The organism is Ruixingdingia sedimenti (genome assembly GCF_031432425.1).
Taxonomy (GTDB): Bacteria; Pseudomonadota; Alphaproteobacteria; order Rhodobacterales; family Rhodobacteraceae; genus Ruixingdingia; species Ruixingdingia sedimenti.
Map to the genome: position 1 here is coordinate 38,132 of NZ_JAVKPH010000006.1, position 16,623 is coordinate 54,754.

A 16,623-nucleotide genomic window follows, 5' to 3' on the forward strand; every position below is an offset into this window, starting at 1 on the left:
CTTTTGCAGAAGGGGGATCCCATGTCGTTGACGGACATCCAGACCCGCATCGCAGCGGCCGAGGCCGCGGCAGGCCGCGCGCCGGGTTCGGTCCGGCTGATCGCCGTGTCCAAGGTGCAGCCGCTCGACCGCGTGACCGCGGTGCTGGAGGCCGGCCACCGCCGTTTCGGCGAGAATTACGTGCAAGAGGCCGCGGGCAAATGGCCCGACCTGCGCGCGCGGTTCCCGGGGGTGGAACTGCACATGATCGGCCCCTTGCAGACCAACAAGGCCAAACCGGCGCTGGACCTGTTCGACGCCATCCACACGCTGGACCGGCCAAGCCTTGCCGAACGGCTTTCGCGCCTCGTGCAGGCGCGGGGGGCCTGCCCGGAGTTGTTCGTGCAGGTCAACACCGGGATGGAGCCGCAGAAGGCCGGTGTCCTGCCCGATGCGGCCGACGGTTTCATCGCCGCCTGCCGGGGGATGGACCTGACGCTGGCCGGGCTGATGTGCATCCCGCCCGAGGATACGGACCCCGCCCCCCATTTCGCCCTGCTGGCCCGGATCGCCGAACGCAACGGCCTGACGGGTCTGTCCATGGGGATGAGCAGCGATTTCGAGACCGCCATCGCCCACGGCGCCACCCATGTCCGCGTGGGTTCGGCCATCTTCGGCGCGCGGGCCTACGGCTGACAACCGGGGGGCGAAAATTTTTCTCCGAAAAATTTTCCGCGCGGTAGCGGTCAGCCCTGCACGATCAGCCGCGTCCCCGGCACCACCCGCCGGGCGATCCAGTGCAGGTCCGCCCGCGCAAAGGCCACGCAGCCCGCCGTGCGCCGCAAGGGCCGCCGCCATTGGTGCACGAAGATCGCCGATCCCCGCCCCGGCACCGCATCGGGCCAGTTCCAGTCGGTGATCAGGACCAGATCATACATCGGATCCGCCCGCCGCAGCCGTTCGTGCGAAAACCCGTGCGGGGCGCGGGTCATGTGGTTGTAGGCCGGATCGGCGTCATCATCCGACCACAGGTCCCCCGGCCCGATCGGCAGAGCCCAATCCGCAGGCCGGGGCAGGCGGTCGGCACGGTAGAGCATGCCGACGATCCGGTGCACCCCCGCTGGCGTCGCCCCGTCCCCTTCGCGTTTCGCGCCCGGGGGCACCACGCCGCCGCGGCCCACCGTACAGGCGAAACGGCGGCCCAGAAACCGCGCGCCCATGCGCGTGATCACGATGTCGCCCCATCCCGTGATCACAGAAGATGCCCCGACTTCGCCGCCTTGGTCGCCAGATAGCCCGCGTTCTGCGCCGTCTGCCCCACCTTCAGCGGCACCCGTTCCACCACCCGCAGGCCCTGCGCCTCCATCATGCGGATCTTGGCGGGGTTGTTGGTCATCAGCCGTACCGCGCCGAAACCCATCTGCCGCAGGATGCCCGCGCCGATGCGGAAATCGCGCTCGTCATCCTCGAACCCGAGCCGGTGGTTCGCCTGAACCGTATCGAACCCCTGATCCTGCAAGGAATAGGCGCGCATCTTGTTGGCCAGCCCGATCCCCCGCCCCTCCTGGTTGAGGTAGAGCAGGACCCCCGCGCCTTCGGCCCCCATCTGCGCCAGCGCGGCGCGCAACTGGGGCCCGCAGTCGCATTTCAGGCTGCCCAGAACGTCGCCGGTGAAACAGGCCGAATGCAGCCGCGCCAGCACCGGTGCGCCGCGGTCGGGGCGGCCGATCTCGATCGCGTAATGTTCATCCCCGCCGTCGTCGGGGCGGAAGATGTGCAGCCGCCCGGCCTCTGCCGCCGCCATCGGCAGGCGCGCCGACACCACCGGGTGCAGCGCCGCCGCCCGCAGCAGGACCGGCCCCGCCTCGTCCACCGGGATCAGCGTCAGCCCGTGTTCGGCCGCCACGGCCAGCCCGTTCGGCACCGCCAGAACCACCGCCGCAGGCAGCAGATGCGCCGATTTCACCAGCATCACCGCCGCCCGGTGCAACGCCGCGTCGCCCTCGCGCGCGGTCAGCAGCGGGCCCTTCATCGGCGCGTTCAGGTCGTCCGCCGGGTCGGCCACCGCCTGCACCCAGGCCAGCCCCACATCCGGCGGGATCACGATCCGCGCCAGATCGCCGTCATAGGCCCGGGCCTTGAGCGTTTCGGCCCGCCGCGCCGTCACCGCCAGCACCGGATCGCCCCCCATCGCCCGCAGCGCCGCCAGCCGCGGCGCCCCGAGCGTTTCCGCCGGCACCGCCAGCACCGCCTGCCCGCCGCCCACCAGCACCACGGGCACGCCCATGCGCAGGTCCGCTCGGGCGCGGCTGAGCCGTTCGACGATGCCGGGGGCGAGGGTCATGGGCGGGTCCTTTCGGCCCCTTCTCTAGCGCGTCGCGTAGCATATTGAAACATATCCCGCATTTCCGACACGACCGCGTGAGCATAGTGTTGCAATCCTTGCCCCGCGCCGCGCCGCCTCACATGTCGATCACGCAAAACGGAGGAAGCCCATGGCCAATCTCAGGAAAATCCTTCTGGTCGACGATGACGACGACCTGCGCGAGGCGCTGTCGGAACAACTGGTGCAGACCGAGGATTTCGACGTGTTCGAGGCCGCCAACGGCCACGACGGGATCGAAAAGGTCAAGGCGGCGCATTTCGACCTGATCATCCTCGACGTGGGCCTGCCCGACACCGACGGGCGGGAGCTGTGCCGGCGGATGCGCAAGCAGGGGGTGAAAAGCCCGATCCTGATGCTGACGGGGCATGACACGGATGCCGACACGATCCTCGGCCTCGACGCGGGGGCGAACGACTATATCCCCAAGCCTTTCAAATTCCCCGTCCTTCTGGCCCGCATCCGCGCGCAACTGCGCCAGCACGAACAATCCGAGGACGCGGTGTTCCAGCTTGGCCCCTATACGTTCAAGCCGGCGATGAAGCTGTTGCTGGACGAGAAGGAACGCAAGGTGCGGCTGACGGAAAAGGAAACCAATATCCTCAAGTTCCTCTACCGCGCCGGTCAGGCGGTGGTGCCGCGCGATGTGCTGCTGCACGAGGTCTGGGGGTATAACGCGGGCGTCACGACGCATACGCTGGAAACCCACATCTACCGCCTGCGGCAGAAGATCGAACCCGATCCCTCGAACGCCCGTCTGCTGGTGACAGAGGCGGGGGGTTACAAACTGGCGACCTGATTGCCATATTGTTGACGAAAACGCCTGCTATCCCCCGAAATCGACGGCAGCGTTTCCACGAGTTCCCCTGGCCGCGTCGGGGTCATGACGCGGCATCCTCCCTGTTGGACTGGCCCGGGCCCTGTGCCCGGGCCTTTTTTCATGGGCGTTGACAGGACCGGGGCAGGGGTATAGCCGGGGCGCAGGGGTGCCGATCCCCGCCGCCTGCTGGCGCCAAGCCATGGTGAAATCGGACCTGAGCGTTTCAGGATGACCGTTCTGCTGACCTTTCCGGGCCGGGAGACATGGCAACGCAGGCCCCATGCCAGACCCCGGCGAACCGAAAGGAACGCAAGATGACGGGCTTTCCCCGTTCGATAGAGGCCGCGAAGGCCGAGGCGCGGGCGCTGCGCGCGGCACTGGCGGCTCAGGGGCGCGAAACGACCCATTCCGCCGCGCTGGAAACGGTGGCGCGGGCGCATGGTTTCCACGACTGGAACACGCTGCACGCGCAACTGGGCAACCGGCTGCAGCCGCCGGCAATGCCGGGCGACCGGGTGGCGGGGCGTTACCTCAAGCAGCCCTTCGTGGCGGAGGTGCTTGGCGTGACCGAACTTTCGCCCGGCCGTTATGCGCTGGTGCTGCATTTCGACACGCCGGTCGATGTGGTGACATTCGACAGCTTTTCCCTGTTCCGCCGCCGGGTGCGGGCGGTGGTGGGGCCGGACGGGGTGTCCTTCAGCACGACCTCGGACGGCGTGCCGCATCTGGTGCTGGATATGTGATCCTATTTGCCCGGCTTGACACAGGTCAAGGTGCGGCCCCCGCGCAGGGTGCCATATGATCGCGTCTCCCTGTTAGACTGGCCCGGGTTCCGCCCGGGCTTTTCTTTTCCCCCGCGGCTTGAGCCCCCCGGCGCGGGGCATTACCCTGCCCGCCGGATAAAGGAGCCTGCCATGACCCTCACCATCGCCACCTGGAACATCAACTCCGTCCGCCTGCGCGAGGGGCTGGTGGCGCGGCTGCTGACCGAAGAGGCGCCCGACGTGCTGTGCCTTCAGGAATGCAAGGCCCCCGTGGACAAGATCCCGCTGGAGGCGTTCCGCGCCGCGGGCTACGGCCATATCGTCGCGCGCGGGCAAAAGGGCTACAACGGCGTCGCGATCCTGTCGAAACTGCCGCTGGAGGATGCGGGCGAGGTCGATTTCGCGGGCCTCGGCCATGCCCGCCATGTCGCGGCGCGGCTGGAAAACGGGGTCGTCATCCACAACGTCTACGTGCCCGCGGGCGGCGACATCCCCGACCGGGCGCTGAACGTGAAATTCGGACAGAAGCTCGATTTCGTCGCCCATCTGCGCGACTTCTTCCGCGACAATGCGCCGCAAAAGGCGATCCTCGTCGGCGATCTCAACATCGCCCCGCGCGAGGACGACGTGTGGAACCACAAGGCGCTGCTCAAGATCGTCAGCCACACGCCCGTCGAGGTCGAACATTTCACCGATGCGCAGGCGGCGGGCAACTGGGTCGACATCACCCGGCAGGACATCCCGGACGGGCGGCTTTACAGCTGGTGGTCCTACCGCTCGCCCGACTGGGACGCGGCCGACAAGGGCCGGCGGCTGGATCACATCTGGGCCAGCCGCGACATCGCCGCCGCGGGCCATGCCAGCCGCATCCTGCGCCCCGTGCGGGGATGGGAACAACCCTCCGACCACGCGCCGGTGCTGGCCTCGTTCGATCTGTGACCCTTGGCAGGGGCGGGCTGCGCGCGCATATAGGGACAAATCAGTATCGGAGGGCAGGTATGCTCGGTTTGGGACAGACGACAAAGGCGGCGGGCGATCTGGTCAAGGACGGGTCCGAGGCCACCTTCATGCAGGACGTGATCGAGGCCAGCCGCGAGGTGCCGGTCATCGTCGATTTCTGGGCGCCGTGGTGCGGGCCGTGCAAGACGCTCGGCCCCGCGCTGGAATCGGCGGTGCAGGCGGCGGGCGGCAAGGTCCGCATGGTCAAGATCGACGTGGACCAGAACCAGATGATCGCGGGTCAGCTGCGCATCCAGTCGATCCCCACGGTCTATGCCTTCTGGCAGGGCCAGCCGGTCGACGGCTTTCAGGGCGCGCTGTCGGGCAGCGAGGTGAAGAAGTTCATCGACCGCGTGGCGGCGCTGGCCGGTGACGGCGGGCTTGCCGATGCGATCGCGGCCGCCGAACAGATGCTGGAAGAAGGCGCCGCCGCCGACGCCGCCGAAACCTTCGCCGCGATCCTGGCCGAAGAACCCGAAAGCGCCGCCGCGCTTGGCGGGCTGGCACGCGCCTGGATCGCCGTGGGCCAGATCGACCAGGCCGAGGCGCTGGTCGCCAACGCCCCCCCCGCCATCGCCCGCGCCGCAGAGGTCGAGGCCGCCCGCGCGCAGATCGCGCTGGCGAAACAGGCCGCCGAGGCCGGGCCGCTGGATCAGCTGGCCGCACAGGTCGCCGCCGACCCCGGCAACCCTCAGGCCCGGTTCGATTTTGCGCAGGCCCTGCATGCCGCCGGCCGCGTGGACGAGGCGGTGGACGAACTGCTGGAACTCTTCCGCCGCGACCGCGAATGGAACGACGGCGCCGCGCGGGCACAGCTGTTCACCATCTTCGATGCGCTGAAACCGCAGGACCCCATCGTGCTGAAGGGCCGGCGGCGCCTGTCGTCGATGATCTTCGCCTGAACCGGCGCCTGCCGGAGGGAGAGACCATGAAACGCTTTGGTGATCTGCCCGACGTGATCGCGGTCTTTCCCCTGCCCGGGGCGCTGCTGCTGCCCCGGTCGCGCCTGCCGCTGCATATTTTCGAGCCGCGCTATCTGGCGATGATCGACGATTGCCTGCGCACGCCGCACCGGCTGATCGGCATGATCCAGCCGCGCGACCTGCCCGGCGGGCGGGGGGGCGAGACGGGCGAGGAAAAGCGGCTTCAGGCCATCGGCTGCGCCGGCCGCCTGACCGGGTTTTCCGAAACCGAGGACGGGCGCTACATGATCTCGCTCACCGGGGTGTCGCGGTTCCGCATCGGGGACGAGGCTTTGGGCTTCACCCCCTACCGGCGGTTCCATATCGACTGGGCCCCCTTCGGGCGCGACATGGGGCCGGCGGAAACCGACGCGGGCTTTCGCCGCGAACCCTTCCTCGACCTGCTGCGCCGGTATTTCGAGGCGATGCAGCTGTCGACCGACTGGGGCAGCCTGACCGCGGCGGAGGATGAACTGCTGATCAACTCGCTGTCCATGCTCTGTCCCTTCTCGCCCGAGGACAAGCAGGCGCTGCTGGAGGCGCCGTCGCTGGAAACCCGGCGCGAGACACTGGTGACGCTGATCGAATTCGCCCTTCACGCCGGGCCCGGAGAGGAAACGATGCAATGACCGACACCGCGCCCGCCTTCGACCGCCGCATGCTGGAGGCGCTGGTCTGCCCGGTGACGCGCGGGCCGCTGGCCTACGACGCCGAACGGCAGGAACTGGTGTCGCGATCCGCCCATCTGGCCTATCCGATCCGCGGCGGCATCCCGATCATGCTGGTCAGCGAGGCGCGCGAGATCGACTGACCCTGCCGGTGGATGGGGTGGCGCCGGGGGCCAGCCCCCGGACCCCCGGAGTATTTATGGCAAGATGAAGCCCCGCTTTCGGGCAGCGAGGCGCCCCCTGCTCATTTTCTGTCCTTAAATATCCCGCGGGGGTCCGGGGGCGCGAAGCCCCCGGCGCTGTCCCATCCAGCCTCAGACCGGCCGGCCCTGCATCAGCCGCGGCAGTTCGCCCGTCAGTCCGGCGGCCTGCCGGATGAAGTGGCGGCGCAGCGGCGGGGTGGCATTGACCAGCCCGAGGCCGAGGTCGCGGGCCGCGCGCAACAGCGGGTTGTCGTTGGAAAACAGCCGGTTGACCCCATCCATGCCAAGCGCCAGCGCGGTCGCGTCGAACCGCCGCCAGCGTTGATAGCGGTCCAGCACGTCGGGCGCGCCGATATCCTCGCCCCGCCGGTGGGCATCCACCAGCACCTCGGCCAGCGCGCCCACGTCGCGCAGCCCGAGGTTCAGCCCCTGTCCCGCGATCGGATGCACCCCATGCGCCGCGTCGCCCGCCAGCGCGATGCGGGGCGCGGCATAGCGTTCGGCCAGCGACAGGCTGAGCGGATAGGTGAAACGTGCGCCCGCCAGCCGGATGCCCCCCAGAAAATCGCCGAAGCGCGGGCGCAGCAGGTCGAGGAAGGCGTCGTCGGGCAGGGCGGCGATGGTGGCGGCGGTCGCGTCGGATTCCGACCAGACGATGGAACTGCGGTTGCCGGGCAGGGGCAGGATGGCGAGCGGCCCGGCGGGCATGAACAGCTGATGCGCGATGCCGTGGTGGGGCAGGTCGTGGTCCAGCGCGCAGACCAGCGCGGTCTGGCCATAGCCCCATCCGTGGCGGCGGATACCGGCGCGCGCGGCGGTGCCGCTGGCCCGCCCGTCGCAGCCGACCAGCACCCGCCCCGTCACCCGCCGCCCCGAGGCCAGCGCCACGGTGACGCCCGCCCCCGCGACCGCCTGCGCCACCACCTTTTCGCCGTCGCGCAGCGTCACCCCGGGCGCGTTGCGCATCGCATCCAGAAAGGCGGCGTAGAGGAAGCGGTCTTCCAGCATGTGGCCCATCGGGCCTTCCTCGATTTCCGCATGGTCGAAATGGAGGAAGAAGGGCGCAGCACCTTCGCCCGCGCGCCCGTCGCTGGCCTTGATGCCGAGGATGGGTTGCGCCCTGTCGGCCACCGCCCCCCAGACCCCGATGGCCGCCAGCAACCGGCGCGAGGCGATGGCCAGCGCATAGGCCCGCCCGTCGAACCCGGTTTCGGCGCGTGCCGGTGCGGGGCGCGCGTCGATCACGGTGACGCGCAGGCCCCCCTGCGCCAGCGCCAGCGCCAGTGCGGGGCCGTTCAGCCCGCCCCCGGCAATGATGACATCGGTATCGCGTTCCATGCCCCCACTATGCCCCGCCGCGCGGGATTGTCCATGCGCCGCGCTGCCGTTACGGTCGGCGCGCAACCGGTGGAGGGTGGGATGCGCGCGAACTGGCTGACGATGACGGCGGGCGATCTGGGGCGGGCGATCGGCGCGGGGCAGATCCATCCGGTCGAACTGGCCGAGGCGTTCCTCGACGCCATCGCCGCCCATCCCGACACGCCGCGCATCTATGCCCGCACCACCCCGGAACGTGCGCGGGACGAGGCGATGGCGGCCGCCGAACGCGCCAAGATGGGGTTGCGGAGGGGGCTGCTGGACGGCGTGCCGATCAGCTGGAAGGACAATATCGACACCGCGGGCGTGGCGACCGAGGCCGGATCGGCCCTGCTGGCGGGGCGGGTGCCTGCGGCGGATGCGCCGGTGCTGCGTGCGGCGACCTTTGCCGGGCTCGTCTGTCTGGGCAAGACGCATCTGTCGGAACTGGCGTTTTCGGGTCTGGGGCTCAATCCCGTCACCGCGACCCCGCCGAATGTGAACGACCCGGCGGCGGTGCCCGGGGGGTCGTCCTCCGGCGCGGCGGCCTCGGTCGCCTTCGGGCTGGCGGCGGCGGCCATCGGCACGGATACGGGCGGCTCGATCCGCATTCCGCCGGCGTGGAACGACCTCGTGGGGTTCAAGCCCACGCGGGGGCGGCTGCCGGGGGCCGGGGTGGTGCCTTTGGCCAACAGTTTCGACACCGTGGGCCCGATGGGGCGGAGCGTCGAGGATTGCGCGCTGCTGCTGGCGGCGATGGGGGGCGGGCGGCCGGCCGACCTGCGCGGGGCCGGTCTGGCGGGGCGGCGGCTTCTGGTGCTGGAAACCGTGGCGCTGGACGATCTTTCCCCCGCCCCCGCGCAGGCGTTCGACGCCGCGGTGTCGTGCCTCACGGCGGCGGGCGCGCGGGTGGACCGGCTGCGCTTTCCCGGCGTGGCAGAGGCATTGGGGCTGGCGGCGACACTGGTCGCACCCGAGGCCTATGGGCTGTGGCAGGACACCATCGAGGCCGCGCCGGACAAGATGTTCCCCCTTATCCTCGACCGTTTCCGCACCGGGGCCGCGATCAAGGCGACGGATTTCGTGGCGGCATGGCGGCGGCTTCATGTCCTGCGCGCGCAATGGGCGGCGGCGGTCGCGGGGGCGGATGCGGTGATCCTGCCCACGACGCCCAACCTGCCGCCCGATGCGGCCCGCCTGCTGCGCGATGCCGACTATTACACGCAGGAAAACGCCCGCGCCCTGCGCAACACCCGTATCGGCAACCTGTTCGAGGGCGCGGCGCTGACCCTGCCCACGGGCGTTGCGTCCTGCGGGATCATGTTCCTGACCTTGCCGGAGGCCGAGGAACGCCTGCTGCGTCTGGGTGCGGCGGCGGAACCCGTGCTGCGCCGCGGGTGAAAAAGCCACAATTCCGCCCATCAAGCGGCGGGGATTGCGGCGTTTTTCTGGACCCGGCCCCGAATAGCCGGTATCGTTCCCCCAAACGGGGCGATACGACCCCGGTGAACGAGGCAGTAATGGCATATCCCGAGCGGTTTTCGAACCTGCCAGACTACGCATTTCCGCGTCTGCGCGCGTTGCTTGATTCGCATGCGCCGGGGGGTGAGCCCTTGGCCATGACCATCGGCGAGCCGCGCCACCCCTTTCCCGCCTTCGTGGGCGAGGTTCTGGCGGAAAACCTTGGCGGTTTCGGGGTTTACCCGCCGAACGAGGGCACGCCGGAACTGCTGGCCGCCATATCCGGCTGGATCGCGCGGCGGCACGGGGCGGATGTCGCGGCGGACCGGCTGATGGTGCTGAACGGCACGCGCGAGGGGCTGTTCAACGCGGCGCTGGCGCTTTGCCCGGAAACGAAGAACGGCCAGCGTCCGGTGGTGCTGATGCCGAACCCCTTCTATCAGGTCTATGCCGTGGCCGCGCTGGCGGTGGGGGCGGAGCCCGTCTATGTGCCCGCGACCGCGGCCACCGGGTTCCTGCCCGATTACGGCGCCTTGCCCGCCGCGGTGCTGGACCGCGTGGCGCTGGCCTGGATCTGTTCGCCCGCGAACCCGCAGGGCGCGGTGGCGGGGCGCGACTATCTGGCCGACCTGCTGGCGCTGGCGGAAAGGCACGGTTTCACCGTCCTGTCCGACGAATGCTATTCCGAAATCTGGCGCAGCGCGCCGCCGCCCGGCATCCTGTCGGTCGCGGCGCAGGTGGGCGCGGACCCGGAAAAGGTGTTCGCCTTCAATTCGCTGTCGAAACGGTCCAACGTGCCGGGGCTGCGGTCGGGCTTCGTGGCCGGGGGCGCGCGGGGCATGGCGCTGATCCGCCGGCTGCGGTCCTATGCGGGCGCGCCGCTGCCCCTGCCGCTGCAACGGGTGGCGGAACGGCTGTGGGCGGACGAGGATCACGTGACCGCCAACCGCAAGCTTTATCAGGAAAAGTTCGCGCTGGCCGAGGCGGTCTTTGCCGGTCATCAGGGCGTCGCGATGCCCGAGGGCGGGTTCTTCCTGTGGCTGCCCGTCGCGGATGGCGAGGACGCGGCGCTGCGGCTCTGGCGGGAAACCGGCGTGCGGGTTCTGCCCGGCGCCTATCTGGCGCGCGAGGTCGGGGGGGATAACCCCGGCAAGGGCTATATCCGGGTCGCGCTGGTGGCCGAACAACAACAGATGCAGCAGGGGCTGACCCTGTTGCGCGACTGTCTCTACGGACGAGGGTGAGGCGAATGGCATCCTATCAGGTCAGGCAGCGGGATCCGCTTCTGGATCGGAACATGCAGGCCATGATCGAACGGCGCGGCAAGGAGCTTTTGGGCGTCCTCCTGATCGCGCTCGCCCTTGCGGTGGCGGTGATGCTGGGCAGCTATGCGCCCGACGATCCGGGCTGGATGGTGGCGACGGACGAACCCGCGCAGAACGCGATGGGGCGGTTCGGGGCGGCGGTGTCCTCGACGCTGATCATCATCGCCGGGCTCGGCGCCTGGGGCCTGCCGGTGGTGCTGGCGGCCTGGGGGCTGCGCTTCATGCTGCATCTGGGCGAGGATCGCGCGATCGGCCGGCTGATCTTTGCGCTGATCGCCATCGCGCTGGCCTCTGTCTATGCCGCGACGCATGTGCCGGGGGCGGATTGGGGCCATTCCTTCGGTCTTGGCGGTCTGTTCGGCGACACGGTTCTGGGCGCGTTGCTGGGCGTGGCGCCGGTTCAGGCGACGGTGGGGCTGAAGATCCTGTCGCTGCTGATCGCGCTGGCGCTGGTGGCGATGGGGCTGTTCGTCACCGGGTTCGACATGCCGGAACTGCGCGCGGTGGGCCGGTTCCTGCTGGTCGGGCTGGTGATGACCTATGCCGGTGCGGTGATGCTGACGCGGCAGGGGCTTGGCCTCGCGCTGCGGACGGGCAGCGCGGTCCGGTCGCAGGCCAGCGCGCGGGCAGGCGACTGGCGCGCTGCGCGGGCGGAACGGGCCGCCGCGGCCCCCGTGCCTGCGCCCGCTGCTGCCGCCCGCGTCCGCCGTGCCGCGGCGGCAGAGGAACCCGCGCCCGTGGTGGCCGACAGCGTGACCCGCGCCGTGCAGGCCCGTGTTGCCCGCGCGGCCGAACCCGCGCAGTTCCAGGCGCCGCAGCCGCTCAACGCCGATCCGCGTGCGGCCCCGCGCCCCCTGCGCGCCGACCCGCGCCCGCAGGCCGCCGCGCCCGCGCCCGAACCCTCTGCCCCGGTGCGCAGCCTGCTGGCGATGGTGCCCGGGTTGATGAAACGCACGCCGGAACCCGAGCCCGAACTGGTGGAGCCCCCGCCGCTCGACCCCCACCGCTATTCCGACCTGCCGAGCGAGGACCGCATCCGCGCCCGTATCAGCGACGTGATCCGCGCCCGCGTGCGCCGGGCGCCGGTGCCCGTCGTGACCGCACCGCCCGTGGATGCCGCAGCCCGGGCCGAACCGCCGATGTTCCGGCCGCGCAAGCCGATGCCGCTGATCCTCGACACCCAACGCCGCCCCGCCGCGCCCGCGCTGCCGCCGGAACCGCCGGTGACGGCGGCCCCCCTGACGGCGGCCCCTGCGGCGGCGGCTTTCGTGGCTGCGGCCCCGCGCGCCGCCGTGGCGATGCCCGAGGCCGACCCCCTGCCGCGCGAATACCTCGACCCCGCGCCCCATACGGCCGGGGCAGGGCCCGCATGGGACGAGGATCTGGTGGAAGACGACCTCGGCTTCGAGGATATGGAGGATGTGGACGACACCTGGTCCGTGCCCGAACCCCTGCACGCGGCCCCGCCCCTGCGCGCGCCGATCAGCCCCGCCGCGCCGGCCCCGCGCCTGACGGTGCCCGTGCCGGAACCGCGCCGCATCGTCCAGCCCGCGGTGAAACGCACGATCCCCGAATCCCGTCAGGCCCGCGCCGAGGCGCAGCCGCGCCTGAAGTTCGAGGACCACTTCCCCGAGTACGAGGCGCCGCCGCTGTCGCTGCTGACCAACCCCACCTCGATCATCCGCCACCACCTGTCCGACGAGGCGCTGGAGGAAAACGCGCGGCTGCTGGAAAACGTGCTGGACGACTATGGCGTGAAGGGCGAAATCGTTTCCGTCCGCCCCGGGCCGGTGGTGACGATGTACGAACTCGAACCCGCGCCGGGGCTCAAGGCCAGCCGGGTGATCGGTCTGGCCGACGACATCGCGCGGTCCATGTCGGCGCTGTCGGCGCGGGTGTCCACCGTGCCGGGGCGGTCGGTGATCGGGATCGAACTGCCGAACGCCCACCGCGAAAAGGTCGTGCTGCGCGAGATCCTCTCGGCCCGCGATTTCGGCGACAGCAACATGCGCCTGCCGCTGGCCCTGGGCAAGGATATCGGCGGCGATCCGATCGTGGCGAACCTGGCCAAGATGCCCCACCTGCTGATCGCCGGGACCACCGGGTCGGGCAAGTCGGTGGCGATCAACACCATGATCCTGTCGCTGCTGTATAAACTCACGCCCGAGGAATGCCGGCTGATCATGATCGACCCCAAGATGCTGGAACTGTCGGTCTATGACGGCATCCCGCATCTGCTGTCCCCCGTCGTCACCGACCCGAAAAAGGCGGTCGTCGCCCTGAAATGGGTCGTGGGCGAGATGGAGGAACGCTATCGCAAGATGTCCAAGATGGGCGTGCGCAACATCGAGGGCTACAACGGCCGCGTCCGCGAGGCGCTGGACCGGGGCGAGATGTTCAAGCGCACCGTCCAGACCGGCTTCGACGAGGACACCGGCGATCCGATTTTCGAGACCGACGAATTCGCCCCCGTGGCGCTGCCCTATATCGTCGTCATCGTGGACGAGATGGCCGACCTGATGATGGTCGCGGGGAAAGAGATCGAGGCCTGCATCCAGCGTCTGGCGCAGATGGCGCGGGCGTCGGGCATCCACCTGATCATGGCGACGCAGCGGCCCTCGGTCGATGTCATCACCGGCACGATCAAGGCGAACTTCCCCACCCGGATTTCCTTCCAGGTCACGTCCAAGATCGACAGCCGCACCATTCTGGGCGAACAGGGGGCCGAACAGCTTCTGGGCATGGGCGATATGCTCTACATGGCCGGGGGCGGGCGGATCAGCCGCATCCACGGGCCCTTCGTCAGCGACGAAGAGGTCGAAGAGGTCGTGACCCATCTGAAAAGCTTCGGCCCGCCGCAATACATGTCGGGCGTGGTCGAGGGGCCGGACGAGGATTCGGCATCCGACATCGACGCGGTGCTGGGTCTGGGCGGGGGCGAGAATTCCGAGGATGCGCTTTACGATCAGGCGGTGGCCATCGTGGCGCGGGACCGGAAATGTTCGACCTCCTACATCCAGCGGAAACTCGGCATCGGCTATCAGAAGGCCGCGCGGCTGGTGGAACAGATGGAGGACCAGGGCGTCGTCACCCCCGCGAACCACGTGGGCAAGCGCGAGATCCTGCTGCCGGAACAATAGGCCGGGGACAACCCCGGCCCGCCGCCCCTCCGCCGAACGTGAAGCGCGGGGGGATGCGGGGCGTACCGGGGGCGGTTATATAGGTCACATGAGCATGTTCCGTTCGCTGATCCTGGCGCCCGTCGCCGCCCTTGCCGCCGCTGCGGCCTTGGCGCTGCCTGCCCTGGCCGCGCCGATCCCGCTGGCCGAACTGTCGCGTTACCTCAACGGTATCGACACGTTGCAGGCGGCCTTCACCCAGATCAACCCCGACGGCACCATCGCCACCGGCACGATCCGTATCGACCGCCCGGGCCGGGTGCGGTTCGAATATGCGCCGCCGGACAAGACGCTGGTCCTGTCGGATGGCCAGCAGGTGGCGATCTTCGATCCCAAGTCGAACCAGCCGCCGGAACAATACCCGCTGCGCCGCACGCCGCTGAACCTGATCCTCGGCAGCAATGTCGACCTCGGCGCGGCGAAGATGGTCGTGGGGCACCGCGAGGAAGGCCCCGCCACCCATGTGATCGCGCAGGACCCCGAACACCCCGAATACGGTACGATCGAGATGGTGTTCACCCCCGCGCCGGTCGAACTGCGCCAGTGGATCATCACCGACGACGCCGGCGGGCGCACCACGCTGGTTCTGGGCGAGGGGCGGCGCGGCGGTGGGATCGACCGCAACCTGTTCAACATCGCGCGCGAGATGGAACTGCGCGGCATGACCGCCGGGCGCTGAGCCGCCGGGGCGCGCGGGCCTCAGCGCCCGCCGCCACCGCCGCAGTTGCGCAACTGCACCCGGTACATCTCTGCCCGGTCGCCCACGCGCTGCGCCACCGCCACCAGCCAGGGCTTGTCGTTGTAGCTGCCGCGGGCAAAGCCGTTGCGCCCTTCGTGATAGGCGAGATACTGGTTGCGCGCGTCGCGCTTGGAAATGCCGAGGCCCTTTTCCGACTTGTCCATGTACCAGCCCATGAAATCGGTCGCGTCCTGGATCCGGTCGCGCCGCGCACTGCGGCGGCCGCTTTCCTGCTGGTATTCCTCCCATGTCTGGTCCAGCGCCTGGCTGTAGCCATAGGCAGAGCTTTGCCGCCCCATCGGGATCACGCCGAGCGCATAGCGGAAGGGCGTGCGGGCGTTGCCGATGAACTTCGATTCCTGATGGATCGTCGCCATCTGCACATGCACCGGCACGCCCCACCGGCGTTCCGTCCGCTTCATCGCGGAATGGTACTTGGGCCGTTCGCGCACGATGGCACAGGCGTTGTCGAGGTCGCGCGGCGCCGAAAAGTTGCCGCCTCCGCAAGAGGCAAGCACAAGCAACAATACCGACGCGCGAAGAAGTCTGCTCATCTGCCCCTCGCGTTTTCTTTTGTCCGACTTTACGCGAAACCGCGACGGGTTGAAATGCCCCGCCCGCACCCCCCGATCAGAAACGCGCGAGCGTCAGGCGCGCCGGCGGATGCCGATCACGCGGCCGGCCTGCGGGGGGCGGGGCAGGCCGGCCTGTGCGGCCTGCGCGGCGGCGATGCGTTCCATGCAGTCGGGCGGGAAGGGGGCGACGCGGGGGCCGCGGGTATCGATATGCAGCACCATCGTTTCCGAGGTCGCGGCCAGCCAGCCATCGACATGGCGCATTTCCTGAAAGCAGTGCATGCGCTTGGCGTCATGGTCCAGCAGCCGGAAGCTGCATTGCACGCGGTCGCCGGCGTGCAGTTCGCGTAGGTAGCAGACATGGACCTCGGCGGTGTAGACGGTCAGGCCGCGGGTCTGGATATAGTCGGACCCGAAGCCCAGGGGGGCATAGGCCTCTTCGATGCTGCGGTCGAAGAGGACATGGTAATAGGCCATGTTCAGGTGGCCGTTGAGGTCGATCCATTCGGGTTCGACCACCATTTCGCGGGCGACGAACAGGGGTTGGGGCGCTGTGGCGGTCATGGCGGCTCCGGCTCCGGTCGGGGATTGCAGGTTTGGGCATCCGGCCGCCGGGGGCAAGGGCGGATCGCCGCTTTTTCGGCCGCTGCCGGACAGTCTGTTTCCGCCAACCCCTTGGTGCAGCGGTGGACAGTCCCCGGCCCGAGGATGTACTAACCAAGTTCGGGGGTATGTGTATGTTCAAGGCGCAGGCGAAATATCATCTCGGTCAGGTGCTGCGCCATCGCAAGCATCCGTTCCGGGGCGTGGTGTTCGATGTGGATGCGATGTTTTCCAACACCGAGGAATGGTATGCCGCCATCCCCGAGGAAAGCCGGCCCGCGAAGGATCAGCCTTTCTACCACCTGTTGGCTGAAAACGACCAGAGTTATTATGTGGCCTATGTCTCGGAACAAAATCTTGTGCCGGATGACACGGGCCAGCCGGTCGACCACCCCGACCTGCCCGACCTCTTCGGCGATTTCGAGGATGGGCGCTATCCCTTGCAGTTCCAGCTGAACTAGGCCCCGGTCCCGGCGGCGCTGCGTCTTGCGGGTGCCGATGCGGCGGTTCCAACATGCCAAGGGCGGCCTTGCCCGGTGATTCGGCGCAAGACGCTTCCATCCCCCGCGGGGGTGACAGCAAAGACCTCGGCGCCGCAGGCTGGGTG

17 protein-coding genes are annotated in these 16,623 nt (G+C 69.3%); 12 read left to right on the forward strand and 5 right to left on the reverse strand.

Features of this window, described 5'->3' with window-relative positions; genetic code table 11:
• The first annotated feature begins 21 nt into the window (after window positions 1–21).
• A complete protein-coding gene (locus RGD00_RS07270) occupies window positions 22–675 on the forward strand; it encodes a YggS family pyridoxal phosphate-dependent enzyme (protein WP_310456646.1) in 654 nt (217 codons plus the stop codon).
• Between the two features lie 50 nt (window positions 676–725).
• Here the strand turns inward: RGD00_RS07270 and RGD00_RS07275 are convergent, their stop codons facing one another.
• Entirely contained in the window at window positions 726–1,199 is a 474-nt protein-coding gene (locus tag RGD00_RS07275) for a L,D-transpeptidase family protein (RefSeq protein ID WP_310456795.1), read from the reverse strand.
• Window positions 1,200–1,231: 32 nt separating this feature from the next.
• Window positions 1,232–2,323 carry a GTP cyclohydrolase II gene (ribA, locus tag RGD00_RS07280; protein ID WP_310456647.1) on the reverse strand — a complete coding sequence of 364 codons (1,092 nt, stop codon included), beginning with the start codon at window positions 2,321–2,323 and terminating at the stop codon, window positions 1,232–1,234.
• Window positions 2,324–2,474: 151 nt separating this feature from the next.
• On the opposite strand from ribA, the gene RGD00_RS07285 reads away from it, so the two are divergent.
• From RGD00_RS07285 to RGD00_RS07310, 6 genes are all read left to right on the forward strand, one after another.
• Window positions 2,475–3,161, forward strand: coding sequence for a response regulator transcription factor (locus RGD00_RS07285; RefSeq protein ID WP_310456648.1), 687 nt, complete (start codon window positions 2,475–2,477; stop codon window positions 3,159–3,161).
• Window positions 3,162–3,496: 335 nt separating this feature from the next.
• Window positions 3,497–3,925 carry a glyoxalase superfamily protein gene (locus tag RGD00_RS07290; protein ID WP_310456649.1) on the forward strand — a complete coding sequence of 143 codons (429 nt, stop codon included), beginning with the start codon at window positions 3,497–3,499 and terminating at the stop codon, window positions 3,923–3,925.
• Between the two features lie 171 nt (window positions 3,926–4,096).
• Entirely contained in the window at window positions 4,097–4,885 is a 789-nt protein-coding gene (locus tag RGD00_RS07295; RefSeq protein WP_310456650.1) for an exodeoxyribonuclease III, read from the forward strand.
• A gap of 59 nt (window positions 4,886–4,944) precedes the next feature.
• On the forward strand, window positions 4,945–5,847 hold the full coding sequence (locus tag RGD00_RS07300) for a tetratricopeptide repeat protein (protein ID WP_310456651.1): 903 nt from the start codon (window positions 4,945–4,947) through the stop codon (window positions 5,845–5,847).
• Between the two features lie 26 nt (window positions 5,848–5,873).
• Window positions 5,874–6,536 (forward strand): LON peptidase substrate-binding domain-containing protein, encoded by a 663-nt coding sequence (locus RGD00_RS07305; RefSeq protein WP_310456652.1) that lies wholly within the window; start codon window positions 5,874–5,876, stop codon window positions 6,534–6,536.
• Window positions 6,533–6,718: a Trm112 family protein gene (locus RGD00_RS07310; protein WP_310456653.1), complete on the forward strand. Its 186-nt coding sequence runs from the start codon at window positions 6,533–6,535 to the stop codon at window positions 6,716–6,718. The genes RGD00_RS07305 and RGD00_RS07310 overlap by 4 nt, the downstream gene beginning before the upstream one ends.
• A gap of 171 nt (window positions 6,719–6,889) precedes the next feature.
• On the opposite strand, the gene RGD00_RS07315 is transcribed toward RGD00_RS07310, so the two are convergent.
• The gene (locus tag RGD00_RS07315) at window positions 6,890–8,116 is read right to left on the reverse strand and encodes an FAD-dependent monooxygenase (protein ID WP_310456654.1); all 1,227 of its coding nucleotides are present in this window, start codon (window positions 8,114–8,116) and stop codon (window positions 6,890–6,892) included.
• Window positions 8,117–8,197: 81 nt separating this feature from the next.
• On the opposite strand from RGD00_RS07315, the gene RGD00_RS07320 reads away from it, so the two are divergent.
• The 4 genes from RGD00_RS07320 (at window position 8,198) to RGD00_RS07335 (ending at window position 14,778) form a co-directional block, all read left to right on the forward strand.
• Entirely contained in the window at window positions 8,198–9,535 is a 1,338-nt protein-coding gene (locus RGD00_RS07320; RefSeq protein WP_310456655.1) for an amidase, read from the forward strand.
• 119 nt (window positions 9,536–9,654) lie between these two features.
• The gene (locus RGD00_RS07325; protein ID WP_310456656.1) at window positions 9,655–10,839 is read left to right on the forward strand and encodes an aminotransferase class I/II-fold pyridoxal phosphate-dependent enzyme; all 1,185 of its coding nucleotides are present in this window, start codon (window positions 9,655–9,657) and stop codon (window positions 10,837–10,839) included.
• Between the two features lie 5 nt (window positions 10,840–10,844).
• Entirely contained in the window at window positions 10,845–14,060 is a 3,216-nt protein-coding gene (locus RGD00_RS07330) for a DNA translocase FtsK (protein ID WP_310456657.1), read from the forward strand.
• Between the two features lie 88 nt (window positions 14,061–14,148).
• Window positions 14,149–14,778, forward strand: coding sequence for a LolA family protein (locus RGD00_RS07335; RefSeq protein ID WP_310456658.1), 630 nt, complete (start codon window positions 14,149–14,151; stop codon window positions 14,776–14,778).
• Between the two features lie 20 nt (window positions 14,779–14,798).
• Here the strand turns inward: RGD00_RS07335 and RGD00_RS07340 are convergent, their stop codons facing one another.
• Window positions 14,799–15,392, reverse strand: a complete 594-nt coding sequence (locus RGD00_RS07340) for a transglycosylase SLT domain-containing protein (RefSeq protein WP_310456659.1) — start codon at window positions 15,390–15,392, stop codon at window positions 14,799–14,801.
• A gap of 93 nt (window positions 15,393–15,485) precedes the next feature.
• The gene (locus tag RGD00_RS07345; RefSeq protein WP_310456660.1) at window positions 15,486–15,977 is read right to left on the reverse strand and encodes a thioesterase family protein; all 492 of its coding nucleotides are present in this window, start codon (window positions 15,975–15,977) and stop codon (window positions 15,486–15,488) included.
• 173 nt (window positions 15,978–16,150) lie between these two features.
• Between RGD00_RS07345 and hspQ the strand changes: the two genes are divergently transcribed.
• The gene (gene hspQ, locus RGD00_RS07350) at window positions 16,151–16,477 is read left to right on the forward strand and encodes a heat shock protein HspQ (protein WP_310456661.1); all 327 of its coding nucleotides are present in this window, start codon (window positions 16,151–16,153) and stop codon (window positions 16,475–16,477) included.
• Window positions 16,478–16,623: the final 146 nt, after the last annotated feature.

Excerpts from the sequence above, each read along its gene's own strand:
- RGD00_RS07330 (WP_310456657.1), top strand. The coding sequence starts at position 10,845 with ATGGCATCCTATCAGGTCAGGCAGCGGGATCCGCTTCTGGATCGGAAC.
- RGD00_RS07295 (WP_310456650.1), top strand. The coding sequence starts at position 4,097 with ATGACCCTCACCATCGCCACCTGGAACATCAACTCCGTCCGCCTGCGC.
- RGD00_RS07275 (WP_310456795.1), bottom strand. The coding sequence starts at position 1,199 with ATGGGCGCGCGGTTTCTGGGCCGCCGTTTCGCCTGTACGGTGGGCCGC.
- RGD00_RS07310 (WP_310456653.1), top strand. The coding sequence starts at position 6,533 with ATGACCGACACCGCGCCCGCCTTCGACCGCCGCATGCTGGAGGCGCTG.
- ribA (WP_310456647.1), bottom strand. The coding sequence starts at position 2,323 with ATGACCCTCGCCCCCGGCATCGTCGAACGGCTCAGCCGCGCCCGAGCG.
- RGD00_RS07325 (WP_310456656.1), top strand. The coding sequence starts at position 9,655 with ATGGCATATCCCGAGCGGTTTTCGAACCTGCCAGACTACGCATTTCCG.
- RGD00_RS07340 (WP_310456659.1), bottom strand. The coding sequence starts at position 15,392 with ATGAGCAGACTTCTTCGCGCGTCGGTATTGTTGCTTGTGCTTGCCTCT.
- RGD00_RS07315 (WP_310456654.1), bottom strand. The coding sequence starts at position 8,116 with ATGGAACGCGATACCGATGTCATCATTGCCGGGGGCGGGCTGAACGGC.
- RGD00_RS07320 (WP_310456655.1), top strand. The coding sequence starts at position 8,198 with ATGCGCGCGAACTGGCTGACGATGACGGCGGGCGATCTGGGGCGGGCG.
- RGD00_RS07290 (WP_310456649.1), top strand. The coding sequence starts at position 3,497 with ATGACGGGCTTTCCCCGTTCGATAGAGGCCGCGAAGGCCGAGGCGCGG.
- RGD00_RS07300 (WP_310456651.1), top strand. The coding sequence starts at position 4,945 with ATGCTCGGTTTGGGACAGACGACAAAGGCGGCGGGCGATCTGGTCAAG.
- hspQ (WP_310456661.1), top strand. The coding sequence starts at position 16,151 with ATGTTCAAGGCGCAGGCGAAATATCATCTCGGTCAGGTGCTGCGCCAT.
- RGD00_RS07285 (WP_310456648.1), top strand. The coding sequence starts at position 2,475 with ATGGCCAATCTCAGGAAAATCCTTCTGGTCGACGATGACGACGACCTG.
- RGD00_RS07270 (WP_310456646.1), top strand. The coding sequence starts at position 22 with ATGTCGTTGACGGACATCCAGACCCGCATCGCAGCGGCCGAGGCCGCG.
- RGD00_RS07305 (WP_310456652.1), top strand. The coding sequence starts at position 5,874 with ATGAAACGCTTTGGTGATCTGCCCGACGTGATCGCGGTCTTTCCCCTG.
- RGD00_RS07335 (WP_310456658.1), top strand. The coding sequence starts at position 14,149 with ATGAGCATGTTCCGTTCGCTGATCCTGGCGCCCGTCGCCGCCCTTGCC.
- RGD00_RS07345 (WP_310456660.1), bottom strand. The coding sequence starts at position 15,977 with ATGACCGCCACAGCGCCCCAACCCCTGTTCGTCGCCCGCGAAATGGTG.